We start from the raw sequence: 23,998 nt of genomic DNA on the forward strand, positions 1-23,998 counted from the left end.
TAGCCTCTGAAGGTCTAATCTTAATTGTCATGAAGATCTGCCGAACGCCAACACCGGCTTGCCGTCATCTGATTCACAGAAAGACTTTGCCTCGGATTGCAGCAATATCATCCAAGTAACGGCGAGGGCGGATGAGCAATCTCCACCGCTTAGCAGATGCGTCTGAGAGGAACCTCGCTTACCACACGAGTGATCATTCAAAATTTTGCCGGCTCGCACCTGTCAGATCTTCTACGGGCTCACCGGACCACCGCACCCAGGTCCGAGGATATGAATCGGCGGGGGCTCATCGGCCCGCCCGAGATCAAAAGCCGGTGGCGATTCGCCCGTAGACTTCTTCGGTGAAGGAAAAAATCTGCGATCCTACGAACGAGCCCGTGAACAGGGTGACGATCAGGATCACGATGATCTTCGGAATGAAGGTCAAGGTGACCTCCTGGATCTGGGTCAGCGCCTGAACCAGGGCGATCGCAATCCCGACCACCATGGCGGCGCCGACCGCAGGGCCGGCACCGATGATCACGGTCCAGATGGCACTCCGGACCATTTCGAGGGCATCGACTTCGTTCATCGTTCGGCTCTTCAGCTGATCACGATGCCGGGGCCGATGACGACCTTCGCGCCACCCTCGAGATTGGCGACGGCCCCGTCGCTCGCGATGTAGACGGACTCGACTTTCCCGGAGATGCTTCCGTCGGCGCTCGTGATCGTCCGGCCAATCACCGTGTCGGCCTGCGACAGAGAATACGACGAGAGAAGGGAATCGAGCTTCGAATTGGTCTTCACCGACTGCTCGACCTGCGAGAACGTCGCAAGCTGAGCCATGTAGTCGGTCGATTTCATGGGCTCGGTCGGATCCTGGTTCTTCATCTGAGCCAGAAGAAGCTTCAGGAAATTGTCGTATCCGACGGTCCCCGAGTCCTGGCCTGAGTTCCCGGTCGTCGCGCGTGAGGCCGTCGCACCGGTCGGAAGCGAAGAATTGACATTCATCTGGAAGGTTTCCTCTTACGCCGCCTGGTGAGCAACCGTGGACGCCGCGACCGCCGGGCGCGTGTCGTCGTCCACCTCGAACAGGGTCCGGACCACCTTGAGGGCCTCGAACATCCGGCCCGCCTCGACCAGGCGCCCGGCCTCGACCAGTCCCTCCTTCGTTTCCTCGTCCGAATAGGTCTCGAGAAGCGAGGCGTGAAGATCGCGGAACACCGAAATCGCTTTCCCGGCCTCGGCCGGATTGATCAGTAGTGCCTGGATCATGAAGTAGAGCTGCCGCATCGGCGTCGTGGCCTGCGAGACCTGCAGAACGTGGCTCTCCAGAAGGAACTGGGCATCGTTCAGCAGGCTCAAGCTCACCTTGGAGCTCACCGTCAGCACTGCGCCGTTGATGAAAATGCGCTCGCCGGCCTTGAGGGAAAATTTCATCTTGGGTTTCATTTCAGACCATCCATGATCATCGTGTTGACATCGATCAGCGCCGTCACGCTGTTGGCTTCGCCGCGAACGATCGTGTCCGACTCCCGCATGACCCACAGACCGACGGAAATCAGCTGTTTCTTCAACCCCTCCGGCAATCCGTTGTCCGGGTTCGACAAATCGGAAATCAGGAAGTTCCAGAGCCGCTGAACGAAAACGATCGCGTTGAGCATCTCGGGAGAGTTGTGCGCGGAGCCATCGGCGGCTTTCAGAAGGCCGATCGCGCGCCTGAATACGTCGCGCTCGCGCCGGCGGCATTCCTCGGCGGAATCCTCAACCACTTCGGCATAGGAAAAACGATACATCAATGCGGCCTCGAATTAGATGAAATTGACCAGGCTGAGATTTCGCAGTTGAGCGGTGAGCTGAAACGACACCTGGATTTGTGTCGCGAGATGGTCGACCCGGACCTTGGCTTCAGCCGCATCCACGCCTTCGAACTTGGCCAGGCGCTCCTCGAAGATGTACTTCTGCAGGCTCATCCGATCGTTCGAGGCCAGCATCGTGTTCTTGGCGGAGCCGATCTTGGCTTCCAGATCCGCCACCTGAACGGCCGCGCGGGAAATCGTCGAGACGACCCGTGACACCACATGGGTGCGCGTCTCCGAATTCAGCGCGTCGAGGCCGATCGCCATGATCATCGTGTAGGACTTGGCCAGGTTGCGGAACGCAACCTCCTGAGCGCTCACCGAGGTCGCGATCCGGTCCGACGTCGACACCGAACTCTGGATGCTCTTTGTCGATGCATTCGTCCACTCGGCCGTCCAGTTCGCATCATCGAAAACCGCCGCGAAGGCTCCGTCGAGGAAGGCATCCATCTGAGCGGCCGTGATGTCGGCTGCCGGGACAGATGCGAATTGACCGGCGAATTCGGCCTCAATCGCCATCTTGGCATTCGTCAGGAAGTCCTTCATCGGCTTTTCCTGAGTGTTGATGCCGCCGAAGATGTATTGGCCATTCACCTGCTTGTTGAGATCGGCCAGAAGCGCGTCGAGATTGGCCGTCGCCTCACTCTGGAGAACGTCCATATTGCGGTCGGCCACGGGACCCGAGATCAGGGACGCCCGGAACTTCTCGCTCGTCTCGCGCATGGAGGCCAGAGCGGCCGTGGTTGCGTCCAGCCGGACCTTCACGGTCGCATTGCTGTCGATCAGCGCGTCGAGTTCGGCCATCTCCTGGCGCAGCGAGATCGTCTCGCCCGTCCGGTAGCCGAGCTTCAACCCGACATCCGCGTGACGGCCGAGTGCAAGCTCCTTATTGGCCTTGACCAGCTCGGTCTGCATCTTGTCGAGACTTGAGCGGGGCGAGTTCCACAGCGTGATGGTGGAGACAAAGGTCGTTTTCATCGGATTTAGCCCACCATGTTCAGGAGCGTCTTGAGCATTTCGTTGATCACCGAGATCAACTTCGCCGAGGCGGCATAGGATTTCTCGAGCTGAAGCATCATCGCCGTCTCGTCATCCATGTTCACGTCGGTGGCGTTGGAGAGCAGATCGGAGGCCTGCCCCAGTAGGGTGATCTCGTAGTCGAGTTGGTCCGAAGCCTTCTGACGGCTGGCCTGGACCCAGCTCGCTGAGGCCGAGGCGAACTCCTGCAGGCTGGCCGTTGCACCCAACCCGAGTTTTGAGTTGAACGCACGGTCCTTTCGTTCAAGCTCACCGATGAGGCGATAGAGATTTTCTGAATAGGCAGCATCACCATCCGGATTCCCGCCGCCATCACGGATTATGTCGTACGAACCACCTACATTCGGATCGATTGCCGGATTTACGGCGATTCGTGCAGGGGCGAGAGGATCTTCGACGAACACGCTTCCTAATGCCTTGATCAGGCCACCGGCCAACGCGTGTAGCTGGTCTTCGTATGCGATAGCCACACCATCCCTAAGCTCTGATAGGCCAGCCAGCTTGCCGGAGTTCAACGGCATGGAGGCCTCATGACCCGTTACCCGAACCCCATCGATAAATACCTGATTGGCATCTATCATCCTGTCGGCTGGCGGAACCGGCCCAACTGTCACCCGGTCGAAAGTGACCGTCCGGGCCTTTCTCTCGAACAGCGGAACACCGCCGTCGGTGTAGATCGCCATGTCGTTCCCGGCCCGCGTCACGACCGTGATGCCAAGCTCTTCCGACAGCTGCGCGACGAGAGCGTCCCGGGTATCGAGGCTGTCGGAGACATCGGCCCCGACGGCCGTTCCCCGCAGGACGTCGTTGTTTGCCGCCTCGAACTTCACGAGGATGTCGTTGATCAGCTTGACCGAGTCGGACATCTCCCGGTCGGCGTCCTGGCGGACCATCTGAACCTTCGCGCTCGCCTGGTTCAGGCTCGTCGCCATCTCATAGGCGCTGGCCACGAAGGCTCGAGCCGTTACTGGGTTGTCCGGGGACTTCGCATAGCTCTGAAGCGCGCTCGTCAAAGCCCCGACCCGCGCCGCCGGCGACTGGTTGAGATACGTATCGCCGATGGTCTGGTTGATCCTCTCCAGGCCATCCAGAACCGACTTCCGCAGCGAGGCGTCGGACGTGGTCTCCAGCATCTTGGCATAGAGCGCCGCGCTGCTGGCGCGCGCCACTGACACGCGGACACTGCCGTTCTGGGTGACGAGTGACGCGATCTTGCGCGAGTAGGAAGGATCCGTCGCACTCGAGGTATTGCGAGAGACCACTCCCATCTGGGACTGGCTCGCCTGCAACGATGAGCGCGCGGTGTTATAGGCTACGGACAGAGCCATAGGCGGAAGACCCCGGACAAGTGTGGTTGGCTATCAGCGCTTGAGGCTCATCAGAACGTCGAGCAGCTCGCTGCCCGTCTGAAACACCTTCGAGTTTGCCGTGTAGGCCGTCTGCGCCTCGATCATCGAGGTCAGCTCCGTGCCGATATCGACGTTCGAGGACTCCAGCGCGCCCGACGACAGAGTCCCGAAGGCGCCCGTCTCGGGGAAGCCGACCTGATACCCGCCGGAGGCCGCAGTCGCCTCATAGGCATTGCCGGCCAGCGGATGCAGATTGTCCGGGCTCGCAACCGTCGCGAGCGGGATCCGGTAGGCGGCGATTCGCGAGCCATCCTCGTAGACCGCGTACACGGTGCCGTCCCGGGCGAACTCCGTGTCCTTCACGGCCGAGGGCGCATTGCCGTTCGCCGTACCCTTCACGTCATAGGGGCCAGCAAGCTGAGTCATCCCCGACAGATCGAGCGTAAACGGCTCGCCGTTCGTTACGGTGAAGTTGAGGCTTGCCGGTTTCGTCGTCAGCTGACCATCGTTGTCGAACCTCAGTGTGATGGTCTCGTTTACGTCGGGACCGGTAACCGTGACATCGTACGTGCCCATTACGCCTCTTGCAGTGGGAGGAGTCCCGACGATGCTGATGTCCAGCTTCACTGGCTGCCCGACTTTATCGAAGACTACCAGAGACGAGTTCTTGGAGAATCCTCCTGGATCATAGAATTCTCCCGGAACTCCATTCTCTGGTATGTAGGGGAGATTGCCTGCGAACGTGCCGGTCGTGCTGGCCTTGGCCTCCATGCCAAGCGACTTGATGTTCACCGGCACCATGCCGTTGAGGCTGTTGAGGGCCGGGGTCGCCGGGCCGTTCGCGAGGCTGTAGCCCATCAGGGTAAACCCGGCCGCGTTCCTCAGATTGCCGGTCGCGCCGTCGACGACGAAGTTGCCGGCGCGGGTCAGGAGCGGGGTTCCATTCGGGTCCGAGACGACGAAGAAGCCGTTGCCCGAGACCGCGAGGTCCGTATCGGACATCGTATAGGAAATCGCGCCCTGATCGCCGATTGCATAGCGGACCTTCGTCTGAACGCCGCCCGGATTGTAGCTTCCCGAGCCGGAATTCAGAATCAGGGATTGGAATTCCGTCGAGGCCCGCTTGTAACCCGTCGTGGCCGAGTTCTGAACGTTCTCGGCCACCGTGCCCAGCTTGTTCGACTGGGCATTCATGCCGGAGACACCGCTCCGGAGGACGCCGTAAAGACTCATATGAAGCTCCTAAATCTGGGATGCACTTAACACCAGCATGCTTGCGCGAGGCTGTTTTCCTGACTTCCTGCCGGAAAAGCGAAATTCCGGAAAATGGGCGGGTATTTTCTCTATTTTCCAAAAATACCCATCGTCACGCCTTGAGGGACTGGGCGAGATCCAGGAAGGCGTCCCGGCTCAGGGGCATCGAGGGATCCTGCCGCAACGCTTCGTAGATTCTCGGGACGATCGTCACGGCCTGGTCGAGTTCCGGATCGTTTCCGGGCTGGTAGCCGCCCATCAGCCTGAGGTCACGCGTGTCCTCGAAGCGGGCCATGAGGCTCTTCAGGCGCCTCACAAGTTCCTTCTGCTCGCGCGTCCAAACCAGATCGGCCAACCGCGAGATCGAGCCCAGGACATTGATGGCTGGATAGCGCCCCTGATCGGCAATCGAGCGATCGAGAACGATATGGCCATCCAGGGTGCCGCGGATGTTGTCCGCGACCGGATCATTGTGGTCATCACCGTCGATCAGGACCGAGAAGATCCCCGTGATGGCTCCCTTGCCGTCCTCTCCCGGCCCGGCCCGCTCAAGCAGTCGCGGCAGGTCACTGAAGACGCTCGGCGTGTAGCCCCGCGCCACCGCGGGTTCGCCGGCGGCCAGCGCTACGTCCCGCGCGGCATGGGCATACCGGGTCACCGAGTCGACGATCAACAGCACGGAGTCGCCACAGTCACGGAAGTATTCCGCGACCGAGAGCGCCGTTCTCGGAGCCTGACGGCGCATCATCGGGCTCTCGTCACCGGTCGAGACCACCATCACGGATTTCCCGAGATTGTCCCGGATCGGTCCCTCGAGGAACTCCCTCACCTCCCGGCCGCGCTCGCCCACGAGGGCGACGACAATGGTGTCGAACCCCTCGCACTTCGCGAGCATCGAGAGCAGTGTCGATTTTCCGACGCCGGATCCTGCGAAAATGCCGATCCGCTGGCCCTGGCAGATCGGCGTGAAGAGATCGATAGCCTTGACCCCGGTGACCAAAGGCTTGTCGACCCGGGCCCGGTTCATGGCGGACGGCGGCGCGGCCTCGTTGGGCATGGGGCGCGGTCCGGGCAAGAGCGGGCCGAGATCGTCCAAGGGCTCACCGAGGGCGTTGATCACCCGACCTTTCCAGCTCGTATCCGGGCTGAGGCTGATGTCCCCGACGTGATGGACCCGCATCCCGAGCCCGGCTTCGATCCGTCCGTCGAATGGCTTTACCGTCACGCCGTCCTGGTCGATGCGGACGACCTCTCCGATCTGCGTCTTGCCCCTGGCATCGAACCCGAGCAGATCGCCGAGCTTGACGAATTTCGACAGGCCCGACACGCGGTAGTAGCTTGGCGTGACCTCGCGGATGGTCCCGCTCACCCGGATCTTCTTGCCCGCCTGTCCGGACAGGACGAATTCCTCGAGCCTCTGAAGCGCGTTCATGGGGATCAGCTGCTCGGGCCGAGGGTCCGGATGGCGTTCATGAGGGACGATTCAGATTCCTGAATGGTCGTCGCGGCGCTCTCGAAGCTGCGCTGCACGGCGATCATTTTCGTCATTTCCAGAATCGGATTGACGTTCGATCCCTCGCTGTAGCCCTGCTGGAGGCCATGCGAGTTGAAATCCTCGACCGGAGCCGCGGGCTGGCTGGAAAAGACGCCGGAATTGCCGAAGCGGGTCAGCTTGCTCTCATTGCCGAGCGTGAACAGACCCAGCTGCCCGACCTGATTGTCGCCCTGGAGGATCGCCCCGTCCCGCGTGATCGTCGGGGCACCCCCTCGGGGATCGAGGGCGATCGGGGCTCCGCCGGCATCGAGAACCGGATACCCGTTCAGGGTCTGCAGGTCGCCGTTCTCGGACATCTTCATCCGCCCGTCCCGGGTATAGGCGACCCCGTTGGGGGCATTGAACGCCAGCCAGCCGTCGCCCTGAATCGCCACGTCCAGCGGGTTGTCGGTCTTGTTCATCGGGCCGGCCCGGCGGGAAATGAAATTCTCGCCCGACGAGGCGAAGGACACCGCTTCCCTGGCGGTCGTGGACAGGACCTCTTCGAATTTCACCTCGTCCGCGCGAAACCCGCCCGTATTCACGTTTGCGACGTTATTCGCGACGGTGTTGAGGCGCTTCTCCAGCGCAACCTGCGCCGACAGCGCCACATAAAGCGCAGACTGCATCGTAAAACTCCGGTTCCGGATAAAGCTCAATTTCTCCCGCCAGAAAATGACAGCGGGACAGCCCTAGCGGGCGGACCAGAGGCGCGACGGCTAGGGTTTCTCTTGGACGGTTCATAACGTGCGTGCCTTGCACGAGGCTTGCACGCTGCCTCCGGCGCACGGCGGCCTCGGGCAGATGCATGGCGCCCGCACCGTCCTGCTTACGGACCTGGCGAGCCCCTGAGCGGCGCTCCGCCGTCCGCGACACCTGAATTTGCCCCGGGCTGTTGGCGACTCCAGCTTCGCGCAAGCATCGCGGCTTATGGGAGAGCCCGACGAATAATTTTCTGCAAGAGGACCACTCCCTTGGGCGTTATTATTGGATTGCTCGTAGCTTTAGGCTCCCTGGCGGGCGGATACCTCGCGATGGGCGGCCATCTGGCCGTGATCTGGCAGCCGTTCGAGTTCGTGATCATCTGCGGCATCGCGATCGGGACCTTCATCATCGCGAACCCGATGCCGCTCGTGAAGGACACCGGCAAGGCGATCGTCGAATCGATCACGGGCCGGGTGCCGAAGCGGGACGACTATCTCGCCATCCTGGGCCTCCTTTTCAATCTGCTCCGCGAACTCAAGAACAGGCCCCGGAACGAGGTCGAGACCCATATCGACAACCCGTACGAGTCCTCGATCTTCACGGCCTTCCCGAGCGTTCTCAAAAGCAAAGAGCTGACGCTGTTCATCTGCGACTACGTCCGCCTGATCATGATCGGCAATGCCCGTCCCCATGAGATCGAAGCCCTCATGGAGGAGGAGATCGGCACCTACCGCCGCGACCGGATCAAGCCCTATCACTCCCTCACGAACGTCGCCGAAGCCCTGCCCGCGCTCGGCATCGTGGCCGCGGTCCTCGGGATCGTGAAGGCGATGGGCGCCCTCAACCAGTCGCCCGAGATCCTGGGCCACTATATCGGCTCGGCCCTCGTCGGGACCTTTGCCGGGATCTTCATCTCCTACGCCATCGTCGCGCCGCTCGCCGCCAAGGTGAAGGGCACCCGCGATAAGCAGACCCGCGTCTTCGTCATCGTGCGCCAGGCGCTCATCGCTTACATGAACGGCGCCCTGCCGCAGATCGCGATCGAGCATGGCCGCAAGGGCATCTCGTCCGAATACCGTCCGACCATCGACGAGGTCGAAACCGCGACGACGAGCGGCGGCCGGCCCGAAGAGCTGAGAGAGGCAGCCTGAGATGACGACCACCCACAGCGCCAGCGACATTCGCGACATGCTTCTGGACGCGGCCGGCCTCTCGGTCGACCGCCTCCCGATGCTGAACATCATCTTCGATCGCATGTCGACGACTTGCGCGGAGCATCTGCGCCACCTCGCGACCTCTCCATTGTTCTACTCGCTGATGTCCGTCGAAAACGGCCGAATCGGCGAAATTCTCGAGAACTACGAGTCCAGCGCCATTGCCGGCATCTTTCACGCACCGGAATGGGACAGCCATGTCCTGATCGGCTTCGACCGTGACTTCATCTACACAATGGTCGAAGTGCTGTTCGGGTCGGACGGCTCGGAACCGCCCATCGAGGAGCCGCGGGGTTTCTCGAACATCGAGTTGCGCATGGCGCAAACCCTGTTCGAGCAGATCGCCAAGGCGCTCCAGGCTTCGTTCTCGCTGATCGTGACCACGAAGTTCAAGCTCGAGCGCATCGAGACCCGCATGGACTTCGCGGTGATCGGCCGCGCGAACAATCAGGCCATCGTCGCGAAATTCCTCCTCCAAGCCCTGAACCGCGGTGGCGAAATGTTCGTCATCATGCCCCAGCAGGTCATCAACCCGATGCGGCAGGTCCTGTCACGTGTCGTGACGACCGAATCGTCCGGGCGGGATCCGCGCTGGACCAAGCAGATCACCAAAGAGGTGAAAAAGACCGAGGTCACCCTCAAGGCCGTCCTCGAGGAGCGCCCGATCACACTCGACGAGATCACCAATCTCAAGGTCGGGCAGGTCCTCGACCTGCAGGCGACGCCGCGCAGCCGGATCAAGCTCGAAGGCAACAACCAGGGACTGTTCTGGTGCCACATGGGCCAGGCGGACGGATCCTACGTCCTGAAGGTCGACGAGTACATCGACCAGGAGAAGGAGTTTCTCGATGATGTCCTCTCTCGCTAACGCGCTCCTGTTCGTGGCGCTGGTCGCAGCCAGCACCATCGTCGCGGTCATGTATCGCAAGCTCAAACGGCTCGACGCCTACCACGCCGAATACAAGGTGATTTTCGACCAGACGGCCCAAGCCCTTTCCTCCGCTCAAGCGGCGGTTCAGGGCTTCAGTCAGGAAAGCCGGGACACCCTCGTCGCACTCGGGGCCAAAGTCGAGGAGGCTAAAATCCTCATCGGCGAACTCGATGTCCGGACCGCGGCCCAAAGCTAGTCTCTCACTCCTCCATCAGCAATTTCTCACTCCTAAGGACCATTTGCCATGACCACCGTGACCCCCGATTCGCAGACCGAAAAGGCCTCCTGGCAGGAGAACATCTTCACCAAGGCGCAGGACTCCGCCGGCGCTGAGGAGAAACTCGGCGGCGCCCGTAATCTCGATTCCATTCTTCAGATCCCGGTGAACCTCCAGGTTGTCCTGGGTTCCGCCACGATGCCGGTCGCCAGCCTGATGAAGCTCGGACGCGGTGCGATCGTGCCGCTCGATCATCGCGTCGGTGAGCCCGTCGACATCGTTGTCAACGGCCGTGTGATCGCCCGGGGCGAGGTCGTGGTCGTCGAGGATGACAACTCGCGCTTCGGCGTGTCGCTGACCGAGATCGTCGGCCCGCCCAGCAACGAGTTCAACGTCTAAGGCATGCCATGGCCACCCCACTCGCGATGAAGCCTCCCGGCCAGAAGGTCCTCAAGGGTCCGGAGCGTGTCGCCACGCTCCTGTTCGCCATGGGCAAGACCACGGCCGGCCGGGTGCTCAAGCACTTCAGCGCCGACGAAATCCGGATCCTCACGAAATCCGCCGCGACCCTCGGCGCCATCTCGCCGGCCCAGGTCGAAGCGCTCGTCGAGGAATTCGCCTCGCATTTCTCGACCGGCGCCGACCTCGTCGGAACCGCGGCCGAGATCGAAAAGCTTCTGACCGGCATTCTCTCCCCGGAGCAGATTGCCGAGATCATGAACGACGTCGTCGGCAACGTGAACCGCAGCATCTGGGACCGGATCTCCAACGTCTCGGAGACCGCGATCGCTGCTTATCTCACCAAGGAGCATCCCCAGACCGCGGCCCTGATCCTGTCCAGGGTGAAGCCGTCCTGTGCCGCGAAAGTCATGGCGCACCTGTCGCCGGAGATCCGCAATGGCCTGATGCGGCGCATGCTGAGCATGAAGCCGCTCTCCGACCAGGCGATGAAGAACATCGAGGCGACGCTCCACGAGGACTTCATGACCAACTTCTCGAAGAACTCGGGCTCCGACTCGCACGCCAAGATGGCGGATATCCTCAACAAGATGGATCGCGAGCACATGGAGGACGTCCTCTCGAACCTCACGGCCAAACGTCCGAAATCGGCCGAGATCCTGAAGGGCCTGCTCTTCACCTTCGACGATATCGTGAAGCTCAGCCCTACGGATCGCACGACCCTGTTCGATCAGGTTCCGCCCGACCGGGTTGTTCTGGCCCTCAAAGGGACCAATCCGGAGTTCCGCAACACGGTCCTGTCCGCGCTATCGTCCCGGGTGCGCCGCATGGTCGAGCACGAGCTCAACGGCAAGGATCCGGTCCCGCAGCGCGATGTCGCCGAGGCCCGCCGGACCATCACGGACCTCGCTCTCGACATGGCCGCCCGCGGGGAGATCGTCACCAATGGCGAGAATGAAGAAGAAGCGACGATCTTCTGACGCTTAAGAGAGCCGGATGTCCGAAGCCCCCGACAAAGAGAGCAAGACCGAAGCGCCTTCCGACAAGAAGATCCGCGATGCCGTCGAGAAGGGGAATATCCCCTTCTCGCGAGAGGCGCCAATGTTCGCCTCGATCCTCGGCATTCTTCTCTTCCTGGCCTTCGCGGTTCGCCAGAGCACGCTGACTCTGACGGGCAAGCTCGCCCTCTTCATCGACCGGCCCCAGGATTTCCGGCTCAACGCCGGCGAAGACGCCGTCACCCTGATCCAGGCCGTGGCGGCCGAAATCGGGCTTTTCCTGCTGCCGATCATTGCCATCCTGGCAAGTTGCAGCCTCGCGGCATCGATCTTTCAGAACACGCCCCGCGTGGTGACGGAACGGATCCGGCCTCAGTGGAACCGGATCTCACCCGTCAGCGGCTGGAAACGGATTTTCGGGCGCCCCGGTCTCGTGGAATTCGGGAAGTCGCTTTTCAAGTTCGCGACCATCGCGCTGGTCGCCGTCGTGCTTCTGAAATCCGAGCGATACAAGGTCATCAACTCGATGTTCAGCGATCCGATCCTCATTCCGGAAATGATGCTGAGCATGGCGATGAAGCTCGTATCAGCGATCTCGATCGCGACTATTGTGCTCGTGGCGCTCGATCTGATCTGGGCCCGGTTCAAGTGGCACAGCGACCTGAAGATGACCCTTCAGGAGGTCAAGGACGAGCACAAGCAGATCGAAGGCGATCCCATGGTCAAGGCCCGCATGCGGTCGATCGCCCAGGACCGTGCCCGCAAGCGGATGCTCTCGGCCGTCCCCAAGGCGACCTTCGTGATCGCCAATCCGACCCACTACGCGATCGCCTTGCGCTACGACCGCAACGAATCCAGTGCGCCCGTGGTGGTCGCCAAGGGCCAGGACCTCATCGCGCTCAAAATTCGCGAGATAGCCGAAAAAAATGACATTCCGGTTATCGAAGACAAGCCTCTCGCAAGGTCCATGTACGATAATGTCCAAGTGGATCGGATGATCCCGCCCGATTTCTACAAGGCCGTCGCTCAAATCCTGTTCTACGTCTTGACTAGGTCGAAATCCTGATGACTCACGAGCACACCCACACCATCGCCGCCAAGACCACGAAGGCCCGAGAAATGCAGGCTTTCGAGGAAGTCCTCGCGTGCAACATCAAGGACGTCATCGGTGATCTTTGCATGGCCGATGCGGACGTGATCATGTCCTACGCGACCAATCAGCTGCATGGCAACATGAGGGAAATCATCACCTCGGCGGCCGAGCTCTACTTCAAGGACAATACGCTGACCTACGCCCACGGTGCCGACGTCAGCCTCGAATGGGGGCATCCCCCGTGCCTCGTGCTCGACATGGAATTCGTCCACGGGCCCGTGAGCGTGTTCTTCAAGCTGGTGCTCGGCGGCCAGCATGTCGGGGTTGAGATCAACCGCATGCTGCTCAACGACGGCGTTGATACGTCGACCTTCGACAGCGTCGAATTCGGCCAGGTCCTGAGTTCGGCGCGCCTTCAGCCTCTGCCATCCCGTTTCGCCCCCTCCTATTGCCCGAAGGGTGTCACCCGACACTGACCCAGGCGACCACAGAGTCTCATCCTGCGATGCGTAAAACAATCTCGCTCCCGGCGGTCATCGCGACAGCCACCCTGCTCACGGCCTGCAACAACTCTGCCGAGCCTCTCTACGCCTCCGGCCCATGGTGGCCCGGGGTGGCGAGCCCCTACCCGGAATATGCGGACCCACTGGTCAGCCCCAAACCGTTCGATCTCGACACGCTCCAGGACGGCGACGTCGAGCCGCGTGTGTACGGGCCGCCCGGTCGCCCCGTTCGTGTCGAGGTCGACATCCCCGCAGAACGAGCGCCCTATGATCCGCAAGTCCGTCGGGATGCTCCGATCATCGGGGCTCCTCTTCCGGAGATCGGCAGCCCTGCTCCCCACACAGCGCCTGCCCCGACCCGCGAGGCCGCCTTGCCGCCGGCGAGCCGGACAATCGCACCTCCCTCCAGGCGCCCCTCGGCGTATACCGGAAGCTGGAAGGCCGTCGACGCGAGTGGGGCCTCCTGCCGGGTTCAGCTCTCGTCGTCTCCGACTCTCGATCTCTACAAGGCATCGAGCTCGGGTTGCGCCAATGAGAAACTGAAGAGCGTCAATGCGTGGAGCTACAAGGACGGTCAGCTCATCCTGTTCTCACGCGGAAACGTCGTGGCCCGCCTGACCGGGTTCGAGGCATCCCTCTCCGGAAGCTTCAATAGTTCGGGTGATGGCCTGAAAATGACGCGTTAACTCCTGTCCCGCAGAAGCTGCCGCTCTCTGCTCCCGGCCGTGAGAAGAGTCACCTAAGGGGTGGGACACATCCTTGAGACGCGACCCTATCCGCCCGTGGATTCAGTTGAAGCCGGTGACGCTAACTTCGCCCGTGTTGCGGTCTACCGAAGCCCAGAAGCCGTGATCCGAACCCGTGTCGACGTTCACCGAGAAAATCCAGTTCTTCCTGGGATCGTCGCCGTTCTCGTCGGACTCGCCGACTGGCAACAGCTCGAAGCTGCCCTCGTCGACCAGCTTCGTCATTTTCCTGTCCAACTCCGCCTCGGACAACGAATGCTTCTCCGACTCCGCGGTCTCTTTCACGATCGCCCGCGGAGTCTCACCGTCCTCCTGGTGGATCACCGCCGGAATCGCCAGCTGGAATGCCTTCTTGTAGCTGATCGGCGTCTTGCCATACTCGGCGACATGAGCATCTGGCAGGCCGGCAGGTGTCGTGTCTTTCGGATGCACCTCAAGGCCGTCGTCGTCCGGTCTCTTGTAGATCTTCGTCAAGTTCGCCTCCCGCTGAGCCGGCGTGCTGCTCCCGGACTTCCGCTGAGCCAGTCCGAGTCGCCCCGCCATCCACGTTTCAGCTCCGAGCCGCCGCTAGGTCCCCTGTGTCGACCGCCGGATCTGCCTCGGAGTTGCCCGCGCGACACCGTCGTTTCGGTGTTTTCGCAGTCGGTTCGACGGCTTGCGCCGATCCGTCACGCTTGCCGACGTACTGGCGACCCGCTACTGTGCACGCACTGGTAGAAGGTGTCAGGCGACGGGGAGCCAGAACATATAGCCTTCTATGAAGGTCTGATCATGTCAAGTCAGTCTGTTCGATCACAGCAATTCTCAATTCGGGATTGAGCTGAGGACCGGATGGAGCGGCGTGCTTGGGATGCGGGTCTGTCGGTCAGCCGGGCGGGCGTGGCGGTGGCCGCGCGAAGGCGAGCGTTTCCAGGAGTTCGGTCCAAGACGGGAAGACCAGATAAGCGGTCAGCGCCTGCAGATTGTGGAAGAAGCGGGTGCGCGGCCCGAGCGTGTCGCGGGCCCGGCGCCAAGCGCCGGCGGCGAGGTCGCAGACGGTGTGGAGCGCAAAGGCGATCAGGTTGAGGGTGACGAGCACGGCCGAGAGATGTTGCTGTGCCATGCCCGAAATTGTGCTCGAGATGGTAGCCCTTGGTCTTGAGCACGTTGAAGCTCTCGTTCTCGATCTTCCACCGCGCCCGCCCGCAGGCGGAAAGTTCCGCGACAGTGCTGGCATCAACCGGCAAATCGGTGATGAAGCTGTTGCGGTAGGTGACCTCACCTTTGGGATTCACGATCTCGATCGAGAACCAGTTCACGTTCAGCGCCGTGTCGTCGCCGCGCAGCGGCACCGCGCAGAGCCAGCGATAGCGGTGCGTGACGCGCTCGCGTCCACGCTTCACGCGCGCGACCTGCTCGAGCAGGTCGATGCCGGTGAGGTATTCTTGGATGGTCGGGTGCGAGTCCGGCTTGCACACGCACAGGAAATGGCCACCCGTGGCGAGCCCCGCCTCGCAGAGCGGCTGGCAGGCATAGAGATCGTCGCCGAGATAGACGGGCTTGAGCCGCGCGTAAACCGCCCCGTGCCGGGCGAGCCAGCGCCGCGCCGCCCGGCTCTCGCAATCCTGCTTGGCGTGGCCGTCCTGCGGGACCATGAACTCCGGCGCGAGCGGCACGACCCGATCATGGCCCGGCGCCACCAGCGTAGCGCACAGCACGGTGTGGAAATACTCGGTCGGCTGTCCGGTCCGGGTGCGCGTCGCGCAGTGCCGGCACTGCACCTCGGTCGAGCGGTGGTATTCGGTGCCATCCAGCGCGATCAACACGTGCTCGTCGAGCCTCCGGAACGCCGTGAGCCCGCCGGACTGCTCCAAGGCGGTCAGGATCTCGGCAAAGAGCGGCGTGAAATGGTCGGGGGTGATCGGGTCGAGCCGAGCGCGGATGTGGTTGTCGGTCGGGATCTTCGCCATGCCGAACAGGGTTTGGGCGTTCGAGTGGCCATGCCATTCCACCAAGTGACGCTTATGGGCCAGGAACGACGGGCTCTGGGCGAAGAACACCGCAAACGCCGCCAGGCCGATATCGGCCATGGTGTATTGCCAGTTATCGCCGGTGCGGGTGTCAGGCAGCGCGGCGCAGCAGCGCCGCACCGCCGTCAGCCGGCTCTCGAGCACCTCCATGCCGATCTTGAATCAGAAAGGCCCGCCCGCGAAAACACCCGTAGCAACAGTTCTCGACCGGTGTGGCCCGACAGACTCACCCCCCCATCACGCCAAAATGAGAACTGTTGGTTCGATCAGGCTGCGGCAGCCTCACCGGTGACAGCGGCGGTTACTCAACTCATTCAATGATCCGACATCGCGCGAACCTCAGGGAGGTAAGTCGTGCCGACATTCGGTAAACCTGCGGTTAGTTGGTTGCACGCACAGCGGCTCGATATATTTGTCAGATCGCGCGAAGGGACGCTCGTTCACACTTGGCTGGAGAACGGCGCGCACGACGCTATCGACTTGGGCGGCGGTCTTGACCTATTTTCCGAGCCTGTTGCCGTCAGACGAGAACCTCAGCGCCTCGACGTGTTCGCGAAGAGCGGTCTGCGGCTGTTGCACTGGCGATGGGCCGCCGACCTCGGGCGCATGGTCGGTCCCGAAGAGCTACCCGGGTTCATCACTTCCAAACCTGTCCCTGCCGCCGACGGCGACAAGCTCTACGTCTTTTCTCACGACCTCGGTCAACGGCTTCGCGTTTGGGAGTCAGCGCAGGACAATTCCTGGTCTCTGGCCACAATCGATGACATCAGCACCGGCTCGGATTTCGTCGCGGTGAGGCGAATGCCTGGGATCATCGACGTGTACACGAGCCACTTCGGTATCGAGCATCGGGCCTTGATAGGAGATAAATGGCGAGAACCGGTTAGGCTGCCTCGCAGCGAAACCCTGGAACGCGGCATCGCATCCATCGCTGCGATCGCCCCCGAAGACGAACACCACATCATCAGGCAGGATGTGTACGGCCGTCGGGGCGACGGAACCCTGTCTCACTGGGGTAACGGATTTTTCGCCAGCCACGACCCAACTCGCTGGTTCGGCCCGGACCCGACGCGTCAGGAATCCGTTGCCTTCGACCCCACGGTGGTCACGATGGGTATCGACTCGGCGGAAATCTTCTTCCGAGACGACCAAGACGTGCTGCACCATTGGTCGTGGAACGCGACCACCCGGAAATATGACGACGTCGGCCCCGTCGGAAAGGGGTGCGTGGCCGATCCCGTCGCGGTGGTACGCGGATTCGACATGGGCAACGCCGGCCCCGTTGCTGGCATCGATGTCGTCGCCCAGACTGCCGATGACACCATAACTGTCTGGTTCTGGAACAAGATCGAGTGGTCGCGCCAGTCCTGGCAGCTTCCCAGCCCGCGCGCCGCCTCGGGCGCCGTTCTACCCGAACCCGCGCAAGACACCATCGGCGACGGCGTCGACGATACGGCGCCGGCATTTCTCGTCACACGCCCTGCCGACCATGTTGTCCTGGGATTGCACGCTCCCGGCTACCGGCTGGACACGCAGTCGGCGCCACGACTCGTCGCCGAAAGTGCCGACGCTCATCTGGTGATCACCTTCCCGCCGCAGCACATCGCCGAGGAAGTGTCCAAGCCCGGCGAGTCGGCGATTTCAGGGAATGTGTGGCAGGCTCGGCTTGCTGATTCCTCGCGTGTGGCTTTCACCGCGGCAGCCGAGATCGATCTGACCAGCGCGGGTCTCCTCGCCGCGCTCAACGGTGCGAGCGTGGATCCTGATGAGCAGCGTTCGGCCATCGAACTACCCTGGGGACTGATCGTCGCGCCGCGGGCAAGCCAGGACGGGCAGCCGGTGATCACCCGGCATCCCACGCGGCCGGTGGCTTCGGCGGGCACGACAAGCTTGTGGCGAACCCGCTTGGGCACGGCGGCAGGCGACGGCGGGCTCCAGATCAAGGGTTTACGAGCCGGCCGACCGGACCCGTTCCCGTTACCCCTGACCAAAGCCAACCGGGTCAACATTTCCGGTCAAAGTTTACCTGCCCATGCCAGCCGGCTCGAGCTCAGCAGCCTGGGTGGTTCACTGACCGCCTCGGGCAGGTGGGGCACCCTGGAGTGGGATCACCACCTGGTCTACGGCCGCGACCAGCGGGTGCGGACGGCGACCAAAGGGGTGCTCTACCCGCTCGGGCACCGGACTGTCTTTGTCGAGACAACGGAACGCAGCGCTAGCGAGCCGATCGCCGTGCTGCGCAAGACCCGCACCCTGTTCGTCACGGAAGCGGTGCGCAACTTCGACGACCGAGCGAGTTCGCTCGACGCGGCGATCAGGCGCGCCTTCCCGTTTAACGAGATCGAACTGGCCAGACTCGAATACCCCAACCTCGACGACGCCGACTGGCAGACCGTGCCACGCCCCACAGCGGAAATCGCCGATCTCCAAAACTTGCAGAGCCAGGCACATTCCGAAGCGAACCAACTCTTCGATGCCCTGTTCGGGCAAGACGCGCTCCTGGCGGGATGGCCCCACGTTGAAGACCTTGCCGCAGGCGTGGGAGAGAACGCCAACGAACCGCTGGACCCCGACGAGCCGGAAGGCCCCACCCGTGCGCAGGTCGCGCGTGAGTGGCTGGAATTCAACGACGAGGAGGAGGTCTTGCAGGACGCCATCAACCTCCTCCAAGGCGAGGGGTTGGATACCGAGCCGGTAGAGACATTCTTCGTGCCCACGCTCGGCGGTGTGCCGGTGACTTTTCCCGTACGCTGCCGCCAAGGCAGCCGCGATGTTCATTTCGACCTGCCGCTGCTCTTTGTCGCCGATCTCGATCTGTCGGATGAGGTCCGGCAGCGATTTCAATCGCTCAGCGAGCCGAGAGTGTTGGACGCGCTCCACGACTTCTACGCGCGAATGCGCGCCGGTGTGGTTGACCTGCCCGGTGTTCAGATCAACATGTTGCCGAACGACGGTGACCCCGCACCGGGTGACGTGCAGGAGGTGTATCGCCTCAACATCGTCGGAAACAGTCAGCTATCTGGCGGTTTCCTACCCTCGTTAGGCCGGTCGGGCGAGGCGAATTCCTGGGCGGCCGAGATCGGACTGCCGACGATACGCACGCTGCTGGGCAGCGATCCGCGCGTGCAAATCTCCTTCGCCGAGGAGTATTTGAGTGGCGGCGTCAACGACATACCGCTCAAGATCCTCGGCAAGGTGGAAGCGGGAGCGGCGGACCTCAAGCAGCTAGACATCGATTTCACCGCCAATACCGATCGCTCGGGTGGTCTTACCGCTCCCAAATACATCGCGGACGGAATCTCGCGCGTGAAGGGACTCGTCAACGTTGCCGGGGCGAAGTCCCTGATCAACGTTGATGGCGCGCAGTTTCTCGACCCAACGAAGCTTTTTTCCGACGGCGCGTCGCTTTTCGGCTTCGATCTGCGTGAGCTGATCAAGAACATCAAGGAAACTCCGGAGGCCGTGACGATCCTGACCGACGGGGCGCCGCCGGCGGTGCGCATGACTTGGAAGGACATCGATCTGGCAAAGTCGGCAAAGGGTTTCATACCGCTGTTCGACAACGATCCCGCGCATCCCGAGCAGCCGGCCTCCAAACTCTCGCTCACCGTCGTCAGTTCCCCCACGCTCAACGAAGCGACCTGCACCCTCACGAACTTCAAGCTGGCGATGCCCCCTGGCCCCGACGAAATCATCGAACTCAGTTTCGGCAAGGTCGAATTCCGGCAACGCACTGGCCAGCCACCCACCCTCGAGCTGGAGGGATTAGGGGCGGAATTCGTGGGCAAGCTGCGGCTACTGCAAACGTTGCAGGAGAAGGTGGGGCTCGGGAAGTTGGCGCCGCAGGTGCAGCCATCGCCCACCAATATCGTTGCCCGCTACGCCGTCCCGGTGCCCGACGTCAAGGCGTTCTCCTTCGTGATGAGCAATCTTACCTTCAACGCCGCGCTTACCGTGCCATACACGAAGGAGCCAGTATCGGTGGCACTGGGCTTCGCGTCGCGAGAGCGGCCCTTCACTCTGACCGTGCTGATGTTCGGCGGCGGCGGTTACATGGACCTCGAGCTGGTCCACACCGGCCTGCGACGGCTGGAAGTATCTCTGCAATTCGGCGCCGCGATCGCCATGAGCTTCGGCGTCGGGAGCGCCGAGGTGCACGCCTTCGGCGGCATCAGGTATGCGATGGTTGGCGCCAGCGTCTCGCTGACCGGATTCATCCATATCGGCGGCAGTATCCAGCTGCTCGGGCTCGTCGCGGTGTCGGTCGAGCTCCAGGTCGAGCTCGACTATCAGTTCGACACCAACCAGCTCGTCGGCCGCGCCAAGATCGTCGTCGATATCGACATCACCCTGTATTCAGATTCAATCGAACTCGACAGCGGCGATTGGGTGATCGCGGGAGGCGCCTCCAGCGCACCCGTCGCCCCACCGGGACCGGTGCTGTTCGCAGTTCCGCCTCGACCGGACGAGACCGCGCTGCAGGCCTGGCGCAACTACCGCGGAGCATTCGCATGAACGAAATCCTGTGGATCGCCGTCCCGGGCGGAAAGGTCTCAGACGGCCACGCCACCCTGCGAGCCCTCATCGTGCCCAAGCTCGGCACCGACTCACCGCGGCCACTATCGAACTTCTGTCTTCAGGACCGGAACTTCTGTCTTCACGACTGGCCGACAGTCGTTTCCGCAATGACTTTCGAAGTGCAATTCGACACTCGTCCCAATCCAATCGTGGTGACGCCGGCGGCTACCGCATCGAGCGAGGTGTGGCGTTTATTCTTTCCCCCGGACACGACCGTCAATCCGCGGCAGCAGCGCACCTACGTCCCGCGGGTGACGCCAACCGCGCAATATGCAGCCGCCATCCGCGGCACCTACAAGGAATCCGCGCGCGCCTTCGCCGATCCGGCCGTCAACTTCGAGGAAAAGATCCGCCTGCAGTACGCAAGGCCCGAATGGGCCGGCGAGCCGCCCGCCGACCCGCCCGGCTCCATCGGACCCGAGGAGTGGCAGATCCCCGACTTTCACCGCACCGCGTCCTTGCTGCGCGAGCATCCGGTCGTGCTCAAGCACTTGGGCCTGATCCTTGAATTCGCGCTGGCCATTGATGACATTCCGCAAACGACGGCCAGCGGCCCGCAGCTCGTGCGCCTGCAATGCAGCCTCAACGGGACTCTGTCCGCCGATTGGCAGATGGTAAACCCTGCGACGAGATTCGAGTTTGACACGGTGCATTTTCTACCGGCGCCCGGCGCCGGCAGCGATCTGCGCAACGGCATGCTCGATCTGATGGGCACCCAAATGATCGAACCCAAACTGATCGACACTGACGCGCCGCCTCCGGCCGCCGGTCCGCCGCCCCGGTTGAGCATGGTCACGTTTGACGCCGATGGCGGCGTCGCCCGCCTGCGCGATGCCGCCCGATCGGGCGGCGCGAGCCAGTCGGCCGCGGGCGTATCGTTACCCGTGTTGCACTCGGCCGGGCTCGCGTTGGTGCGCCACGGCCGCGGCGACCTGATGACCAAACGGGCCGCGAACTCTTCGAGGGCCGTCAAGGATGAACTGACGGCCGACGACCTCGTGCTCGGATATCGAGTCGATGTTCGTGAACAAGACGGCGAATGGTTTCCGCTGTGCGAGCGGAGGGCCACCTACCAGATCGGCAACATCATTATCGGAACCGAAGGGCAGGTGGAAGAGGGGCACGTGAAGGCCAACGCCGCCGTAGTCGGCACCGACAGGGTTTTGCGGGCCGACGAGGTCTTGACCCGGTGGAACGGCTGGAGCCTGGTACTCCCACGCCCCGTCTTCGACCAGCACGGCTCGCGGCCTAACCGGGCGCGGCGGTTGGCGCTGCCGTTCAACTTCACCTTTCACTTCGAGCTTTCCGACCGCAAGCTTGGGACGCTGCGATTCGGCAGGGGCTATCAAATGCGGGTCCGCATCGCCGATATGGCCGGTGGCGGACTCGAAATCGGCGACGTCGCCGGAAGCGACCGCGCCTCCGGGCAAATTCTCTATCGGCGTCACGAGCCGATTTCGCCGCCGGAGTTCGCCCCACCCAAGGGAATGTTTGTCTTCGACGCGCAGGCTACGGAAACCAGACCCAACCCGGCAGCCCTCGGGCCCGGCGGGAGCATCGAGTGCCTCGTCATCCGCAGCGATCCGGGCCCTCCGGACAGCAACGGGTCCGACTTCGAAGAGTTCGCCGCGCAGCATCCCGACTATCCAGCCAACGACAGCCGCATCCTGCTGCCACCGCCGACGTCAATGTTGCTCGCCGAGCAGCATGGCCGTTTCGACGGCATCGACCTGGACGGTCATCCGGTCGATGACGCGGTCACCTTCGGCTGGGCGCAGCGCGCGATGGCCCCTCCGGTTGCCACCGAAGACGGGGTGTACAGCTGGCTTGCTGATCCCGCGGCAGTGGGCGTCATGGTCACCGTGCGGCCTGGTGCAGATTCGCCGGCTCCTGGGGCGAGCGACAACACCGCCTGGCAACCGCGCTGGCCCGACTTCCACCCGAAATTTTTGCGGCTGCAAACCCGCGAGACTGGCCAGAGGGTCATCGAGTGGGTCAGTGCCAGCCCCGGGGAACCGAAAAACGTGTTCGTCGTCCGGCTGAAGGCCGGCGAGGAGGCCGACGTCGAAATCACCTCGTATGCGAATGCGCAGAAAATCGACGAGTTGGAAGCCCAAGACTGGCTCCAAGACCAGGCAGAATCGTTAATTTCGACCGGTCGGCATCCGATGGTGACCCCGCCGCGCGTGGTCCGGCTGGTCCACGCGGTGCGCAAGCCACTGGCAGTGCCCGCCGCAACCCTCGGGCGCCATCGTGCCGCGGGCGAGACATCGGTGGTGCTGGCCGATCCCGACCGGCCACTGCTCGCTGTCGATCGCAAGAGCACGGGTCAAATCGACGTCAGTGCGCATTGGGACGAGTTCGGCGACAGCGAAACGTCCGAGCCCGTGAGCGAGAAAGTGGTATCACTCAATGTCGATCGCAACGCCGACAAGCTTCCAGAACTTCGTCACCAGTTCGGCGATACTAAGCATCGCCGTATCACCTATACGCTGACCGCGCTCAGCCGCTACGCGCAGTTTTTCGACTCCGGCCCGGACGGCGACTTCCAAACCGAGGCGACCTTGGCGGAGATCAGAATCCCCAGCTCGGCGCGACCAGTTCCCCCGGTCGTGCTCGGCGTGTCACCGTCGTTTCGCTGGGAAGGCCTGTCCGATTTGGCTGCAGGGCCCGTGCAGCGCCGGCGGCACGGCGGACGGATCCGCGTCGAGCTCGCGCGGCCATGGAATCTGTCAGGGCAGGAGGAGCGGCTCGCCATCGTCACTCTGCCCGCGGCGGCGACCACCGAGGAAAGTCGGCGCGCCGGCGAGCGCGTCACGCGCGTGATGCGCGATCCAATCTGGCCCACCGATCCCGCCGTCAGCCTCGTCCAGGAAACGATGTTTGCCAACGGGGCCTCTGACACAGACGACTGCACGCTGGTCGAGACCGGACAGAAGATCCGCGCGGTTCCCTACGCGGTGCATCTCGACGAGGACAACGACCGCTGGTACGCCGACGTCGAGCTGCCGGCGGCGGCCGCCAACTCCTATGGCGCCTTTGCCCGGCTGGCTGTCGCGCGCTATCAGAAAGAGAGCCTGATCGACCCGGAGAACCTGAAGCTATCACCCACCGTTACTTGTGATTTCGCGCAACTGATGCCCGACAGGACGCTGTCGATTCAGCGCGCCGACGGCGGGCTGCAGATACTCCTGCAGGGGCTGGGGCCGATCGAGCCCAAGCATAACCGGGTGACCGCGGTCATCGAACAGTGCTCGGCACAATTGGGGATGCCTGGCAGCGATCTCACTTCCGCTACACCCGATTTGGCCGGGCTGTGGCACCGGATGCCCGGTCAGTCCGTGTCAGGCACGCTCAACGCACCACTGCCTCCACTGGCGATTCCCGCGGCAGAAGGGCTGCTGCGTCTGGTGGTTCGCGAGACCGAGGACATCGAGTCCGCCATGGCGATCGACGACAATGATTCGCTAGCCGCCGAACTGCGCCAGAGAACGGTTTTCCTGGACGTGATAGCGCTTTCGTCGACCTAGCC

The 23,998-nt window shown here is 62.7% G+C and carries 21 protein-coding genes; 10 read left to right on the top strand and 11 right to left on the bottom strand.

Annotation, left to right across the window (positions count from 1 at the left end):
• Positions 1–304: 304 nt before the first annotated feature.
• From fliQ to flgF, 9 genes are all read right to left on the bottom strand, one after another.
• Complete coding sequence (gene fliQ, locus BN1233_RS26200; protein ID WP_046866616.1) at positions 305–571, bottom strand: flagellar biosynthesis protein FliQ; 267 nt, start codon at positions 569–571, stop codon at positions 305–307.
• An 11-nt stretch (positions 572–582) separates the two neighbouring features.
• A complete protein-coding gene (gene flgD / locus BN1233_RS26205; RefSeq protein WP_046866617.1) occupies positions 583–990 on the bottom strand; it encodes a flagellar hook assembly protein FlgD in 408 nt (135 codons plus the stop codon).
• A gap of 15 nt (positions 991–1,005) precedes the next feature.
• Complete coding sequence (gene flbT, locus BN1233_RS26210) at positions 1,006–1,419, bottom strand: flagellar biosynthesis repressor FlbT (protein ID WP_046866892.1); 414 nt, start codon at positions 1,417–1,419, stop codon at positions 1,006–1,008.
• 8 nt (positions 1,420–1,427) lie between these two features.
• Entirely contained in the window at positions 1,428–1,775 is a 348-nt protein-coding gene (flaF, locus tag BN1233_RS26215) for a flagellar biosynthesis regulator FlaF (protein WP_046866618.1), read from the bottom strand.
• Positions 1,776–1,790: 15 nt separating this feature from the next.
• Complete coding sequence (locus BN1233_RS26220; RefSeq protein WP_046866619.1) at positions 1,791–2,816, bottom strand: flagellar hook-associated family protein; 1,026 nt, start codon at positions 2,814–2,816, stop codon at positions 1,791–1,793.
• Positions 2,817–2,821: 5 nt separating this feature from the next.
• Positions 2,822–4,204: a flagellar hook-associated protein FlgK gene (flgK, locus tag BN1233_RS26225; protein WP_046866620.1), complete on the bottom strand. Its 1,383-nt coding sequence runs from the start codon at positions 4,202–4,204 to the stop codon at positions 2,822–2,824.
• Positions 4,205–4,237: 33 nt separating this feature from the next.
• The gene (locus BN1233_RS26230; protein ID WP_046866621.1) at positions 4,238–5,458 is read right to left on the bottom strand and encodes a flagellar hook protein FlgE; all 1,221 of its coding nucleotides are present in this window, start codon (positions 5,456–5,458) and stop codon (positions 4,238–4,240) included.
• A 133-nt stretch (positions 5,459–5,591) separates the two neighbouring features.
• Positions 5,592–6,911, bottom strand: coding sequence for a flagellar protein export ATPase FliI (gene fliI, locus BN1233_RS26235; protein WP_046866622.1), 1,320 nt, complete (start codon positions 6,909–6,911; stop codon positions 5,592–5,594).
• Positions 6,912–6,916: 5 nt separating this feature from the next.
• On the bottom strand, positions 6,917–7,642 hold the full coding sequence (gene flgF, locus BN1233_RS26240; protein WP_046866623.1) for a flagellar basal-body rod protein FlgF: 726 nt from the start codon (positions 7,640–7,642) through the stop codon (positions 6,917–6,919).
• A gap of 345 nt (positions 7,643–7,987) precedes the next feature.
• Between flgF and motA the strand changes: the two genes are divergently transcribed.
• The 8 genes from motA to BN1233_RS49190 are packed head-to-tail and all read left to right on the top strand — an operon-like array spanning position 7,988 to position 13,819.
• Positions 7,988–8,869 carry a flagellar motor stator protein MotA gene (gene motA / locus BN1233_RS26245; protein ID WP_046866624.1) on the top strand — a complete coding sequence of 294 codons (882 nt, stop codon included), beginning with the start codon at positions 7,988–7,990 and terminating at the stop codon, positions 8,867–8,869.
• Position 8,870: 1 nt separating this feature from the next.
• Positions 8,871–9,800: a flagellar motor switch protein FliM gene (locus BN1233_RS26250; protein ID WP_046866625.1), complete on the top strand. Its 930-nt coding sequence runs from the start codon at positions 8,871–8,873 to the stop codon at positions 9,798–9,800.
• Positions 9,781–10,059 carry a hypothetical protein gene (locus tag BN1233_RS26255; protein WP_046866626.1) on the top strand — a complete coding sequence of 93 codons (279 nt, stop codon included), beginning with the start codon at positions 9,781–9,783 and terminating at the stop codon, positions 10,057–10,059. Before BN1233_RS26250 ends, BN1233_RS26255 begins: the two co-directional genes overlap by 20 nt.
• Before the next feature lie 48 nt (positions 10,060–10,107).
• A complete protein-coding gene (gene fliN, locus BN1233_RS26260) occupies positions 10,108–10,479 on the top strand; it encodes a flagellar motor switch protein FliN (RefSeq protein ID WP_082145662.1) in 372 nt (123 codons plus the stop codon).
• Positions 10,480–10,487: 8 nt separating this feature from the next.
• A complete protein-coding gene (locus tag BN1233_RS26265; protein ID WP_046866627.1) occupies positions 10,488–11,519 on the top strand; it encodes a flagellar motor switch protein FliG in 1,032 nt (343 codons plus the stop codon).
• 16 nt (positions 11,520–11,535) lie between these two features.
• Positions 11,536–12,603 carry a flagellar biosynthesis protein FlhB gene (gene flhB / locus BN1233_RS26270; protein ID WP_046866628.1) on the top strand — a complete coding sequence of 356 codons (1,068 nt, stop codon included), beginning with the start codon at positions 11,536–11,538 and terminating at the stop codon, positions 12,601–12,603.
• Positions 12,603–13,106 (top strand): hypothetical protein, encoded by a 504-nt coding sequence (locus BN1233_RS26275; protein ID WP_046866629.1) that lies wholly within the window; start codon positions 12,603–12,605, stop codon positions 13,104–13,106. The genes flhB and BN1233_RS26275 overlap by 1 nt, the downstream gene beginning before the upstream one ends.
• Before the next feature lie 29 nt (positions 13,107–13,135).
• Positions 13,136–13,819 carry an AprI/Inh family metalloprotease inhibitor gene (locus tag BN1233_RS49190; protein WP_052763940.1) on the top strand — a complete coding sequence of 228 codons (684 nt, stop codon included), beginning with the start codon at positions 13,136–13,138 and terminating at the stop codon, positions 13,817–13,819.
• Between the two features lie 102 nt (positions 13,820–13,921).
• Here the strand turns inward: BN1233_RS49190 and BN1233_RS26285 are convergent, their stop codons facing one another.
• Positions 13,922–14,353, bottom strand: a complete 432-nt coding sequence (locus BN1233_RS26285; protein WP_147707554.1) for a hypothetical protein — start codon at positions 14,351–14,353, stop codon at positions 13,922–13,924.
• 305 nt (positions 14,354–14,658) lie between these two features.
• The gene (locus tag BN1233_RS26290; protein WP_048710388.1) at positions 14,659–16,038 is read right to left on the bottom strand and encodes a hypothetical protein; all 1,380 of its coding nucleotides are present in this window, start codon (positions 16,036–16,038) and stop codon (positions 14,659–14,661) included.
• Between the two features lie 204 nt (positions 16,039–16,242).
• On the opposite strand from BN1233_RS26290, the gene BN1233_RS26295 reads away from it, so the two are divergent.
• Together BN1233_RS26295 and BN1233_RS26300 are read left to right on the top strand one after the other, a co-directional pair.
• On the top strand, positions 16,243–20,403 hold the full coding sequence (locus BN1233_RS26295; RefSeq protein ID WP_147707555.1) for a PLL family lectin: 4,161 nt from the start codon (positions 16,243–16,245) through the stop codon (positions 20,401–20,403).
• Positions 20,400–23,996 carry a hypothetical protein gene (locus BN1233_RS26300; RefSeq protein ID WP_046866632.1) on the top strand — a complete coding sequence of 1,199 codons (3,597 nt, stop codon included), beginning with the start codon at positions 20,400–20,402 and terminating at the stop codon, positions 23,994–23,996. The genes BN1233_RS26295 and BN1233_RS26300 overlap by 4 nt, the downstream gene beginning before the upstream one ends.
• Positions 23,997–23,998 lie beyond the last annotated feature (2 nt).

Origin of the sequence: Microvirga massiliensis (assembly GCF_001006805.1) — a bacterium.
In the GTDB taxonomy this organism is placed as follows: Bacteria; Pseudomonadota; Alphaproteobacteria; order Rhizobiales; family Beijerinckiaceae; genus Microvirga; species Microvirga massiliensis.

Excerpts from the sequence above, each read along its gene's own strand:
- fliQ (WP_046866616.1), bottom strand. The coding sequence starts at position 571 with ATGAACGAAGTCGATGCCCTCGAAATGGTCCGGAGTGCCATCTGGACC.
- flgD (WP_046866617.1), bottom strand. The coding sequence starts at position 990 with ATGAATGTCAATTCTTCGCTTCCGACCGGTGCGACGGCCTCACGCGCG.
- flbT (WP_046866892.1), bottom strand. The coding sequence starts at position 1,419 with ATGAAATTTTCCCTCAAGGCCGGCGAGCGCATTTTCATCAACGGCGCA.
- flaF (WP_046866618.1), bottom strand. The coding sequence starts at position 1,775 with ATGTATCGTTTTTCCTATGCCGAAGTGGTTGAGGATTCCGCCGAGGAA.
- BN1233_RS26220 (WP_046866619.1), bottom strand. The coding sequence starts at position 2,816 with ATGAAAACGACCTTTGTCTCCACCATCACGCTGTGGAACTCGCCCCGC.
- flgK (WP_046866620.1), bottom strand. The coding sequence starts at position 4,204 with ATGGCTCTGTCCGTAGCCTATAACACCGCGCGCTCATCGTTGCAGGCG.
- BN1233_RS26230 (WP_046866621.1), bottom strand. The coding sequence starts at position 5,458 with ATGAGTCTTTACGGCGTCCTCCGGAGCGGTGTCTCCGGCATGAATGCC.
- fliI (WP_046866622.1), bottom strand. The coding sequence starts at position 6,911 with ATGAACGCGCTTCAGAGGCTCGAGGAATTCGTCCTGTCCGGACAGGCG.
- flgF (WP_046866623.1), bottom strand. The coding sequence starts at position 7,642 with ATGCAGTCTGCGCTTTATGTGGCGCTGTCGGCGCAGGTTGCGCTGGAG.
- BN1233_RS26250 (WP_046866625.1), top strand. The coding sequence starts at position 8,871 with ATGACGACCACCCACAGCGCCAGCGACATTCGCGACATGCTTCTGGAC.
- BN1233_RS26255 (WP_046866626.1), top strand. The coding sequence starts at position 9,781 with ATGATGTCCTCTCTCGCTAACGCGCTCCTGTTCGTGGCGCTGGTCGCA.
- fliN (WP_082145662.1), top strand. The coding sequence starts at position 10,108 with ATGACCACCGTGACCCCCGATTCGCAGACCGAAAAGGCCTCCTGGCAG.
- BN1233_RS26265 (WP_046866627.1), top strand. The coding sequence starts at position 10,488 with ATGGCCACCCCACTCGCGATGAAGCCTCCCGGCCAGAAGGTCCTCAAG.
- flhB (WP_046866628.1), top strand. The coding sequence starts at position 11,536 with ATGTCCGAAGCCCCCGACAAAGAGAGCAAGACCGAAGCGCCTTCCGAC.
- BN1233_RS26275 (WP_046866629.1), top strand. The coding sequence starts at position 12,603 with ATGACTCACGAGCACACCCACACCATCGCCGCCAAGACCACGAAGGCC.
- BN1233_RS49190 (WP_052763940.1), top strand. The coding sequence starts at position 13,136 with ATGCGTAAAACAATCTCGCTCCCGGCGGTCATCGCGACAGCCACCCTG.
- BN1233_RS26290 (WP_048710388.1), bottom strand. The coding sequence starts at position 16,038 with ATGGAGGTGCTCGAGAGCCGGCTGACGGCGGTGCGGCGCTGCTGCGCC.
- BN1233_RS26300 (WP_046866632.1), top strand. The coding sequence starts at position 20,400 with ATGAACGAAATCCTGTGGATCGCCGTCCCGGGCGGAAAGGTCTCAGAC.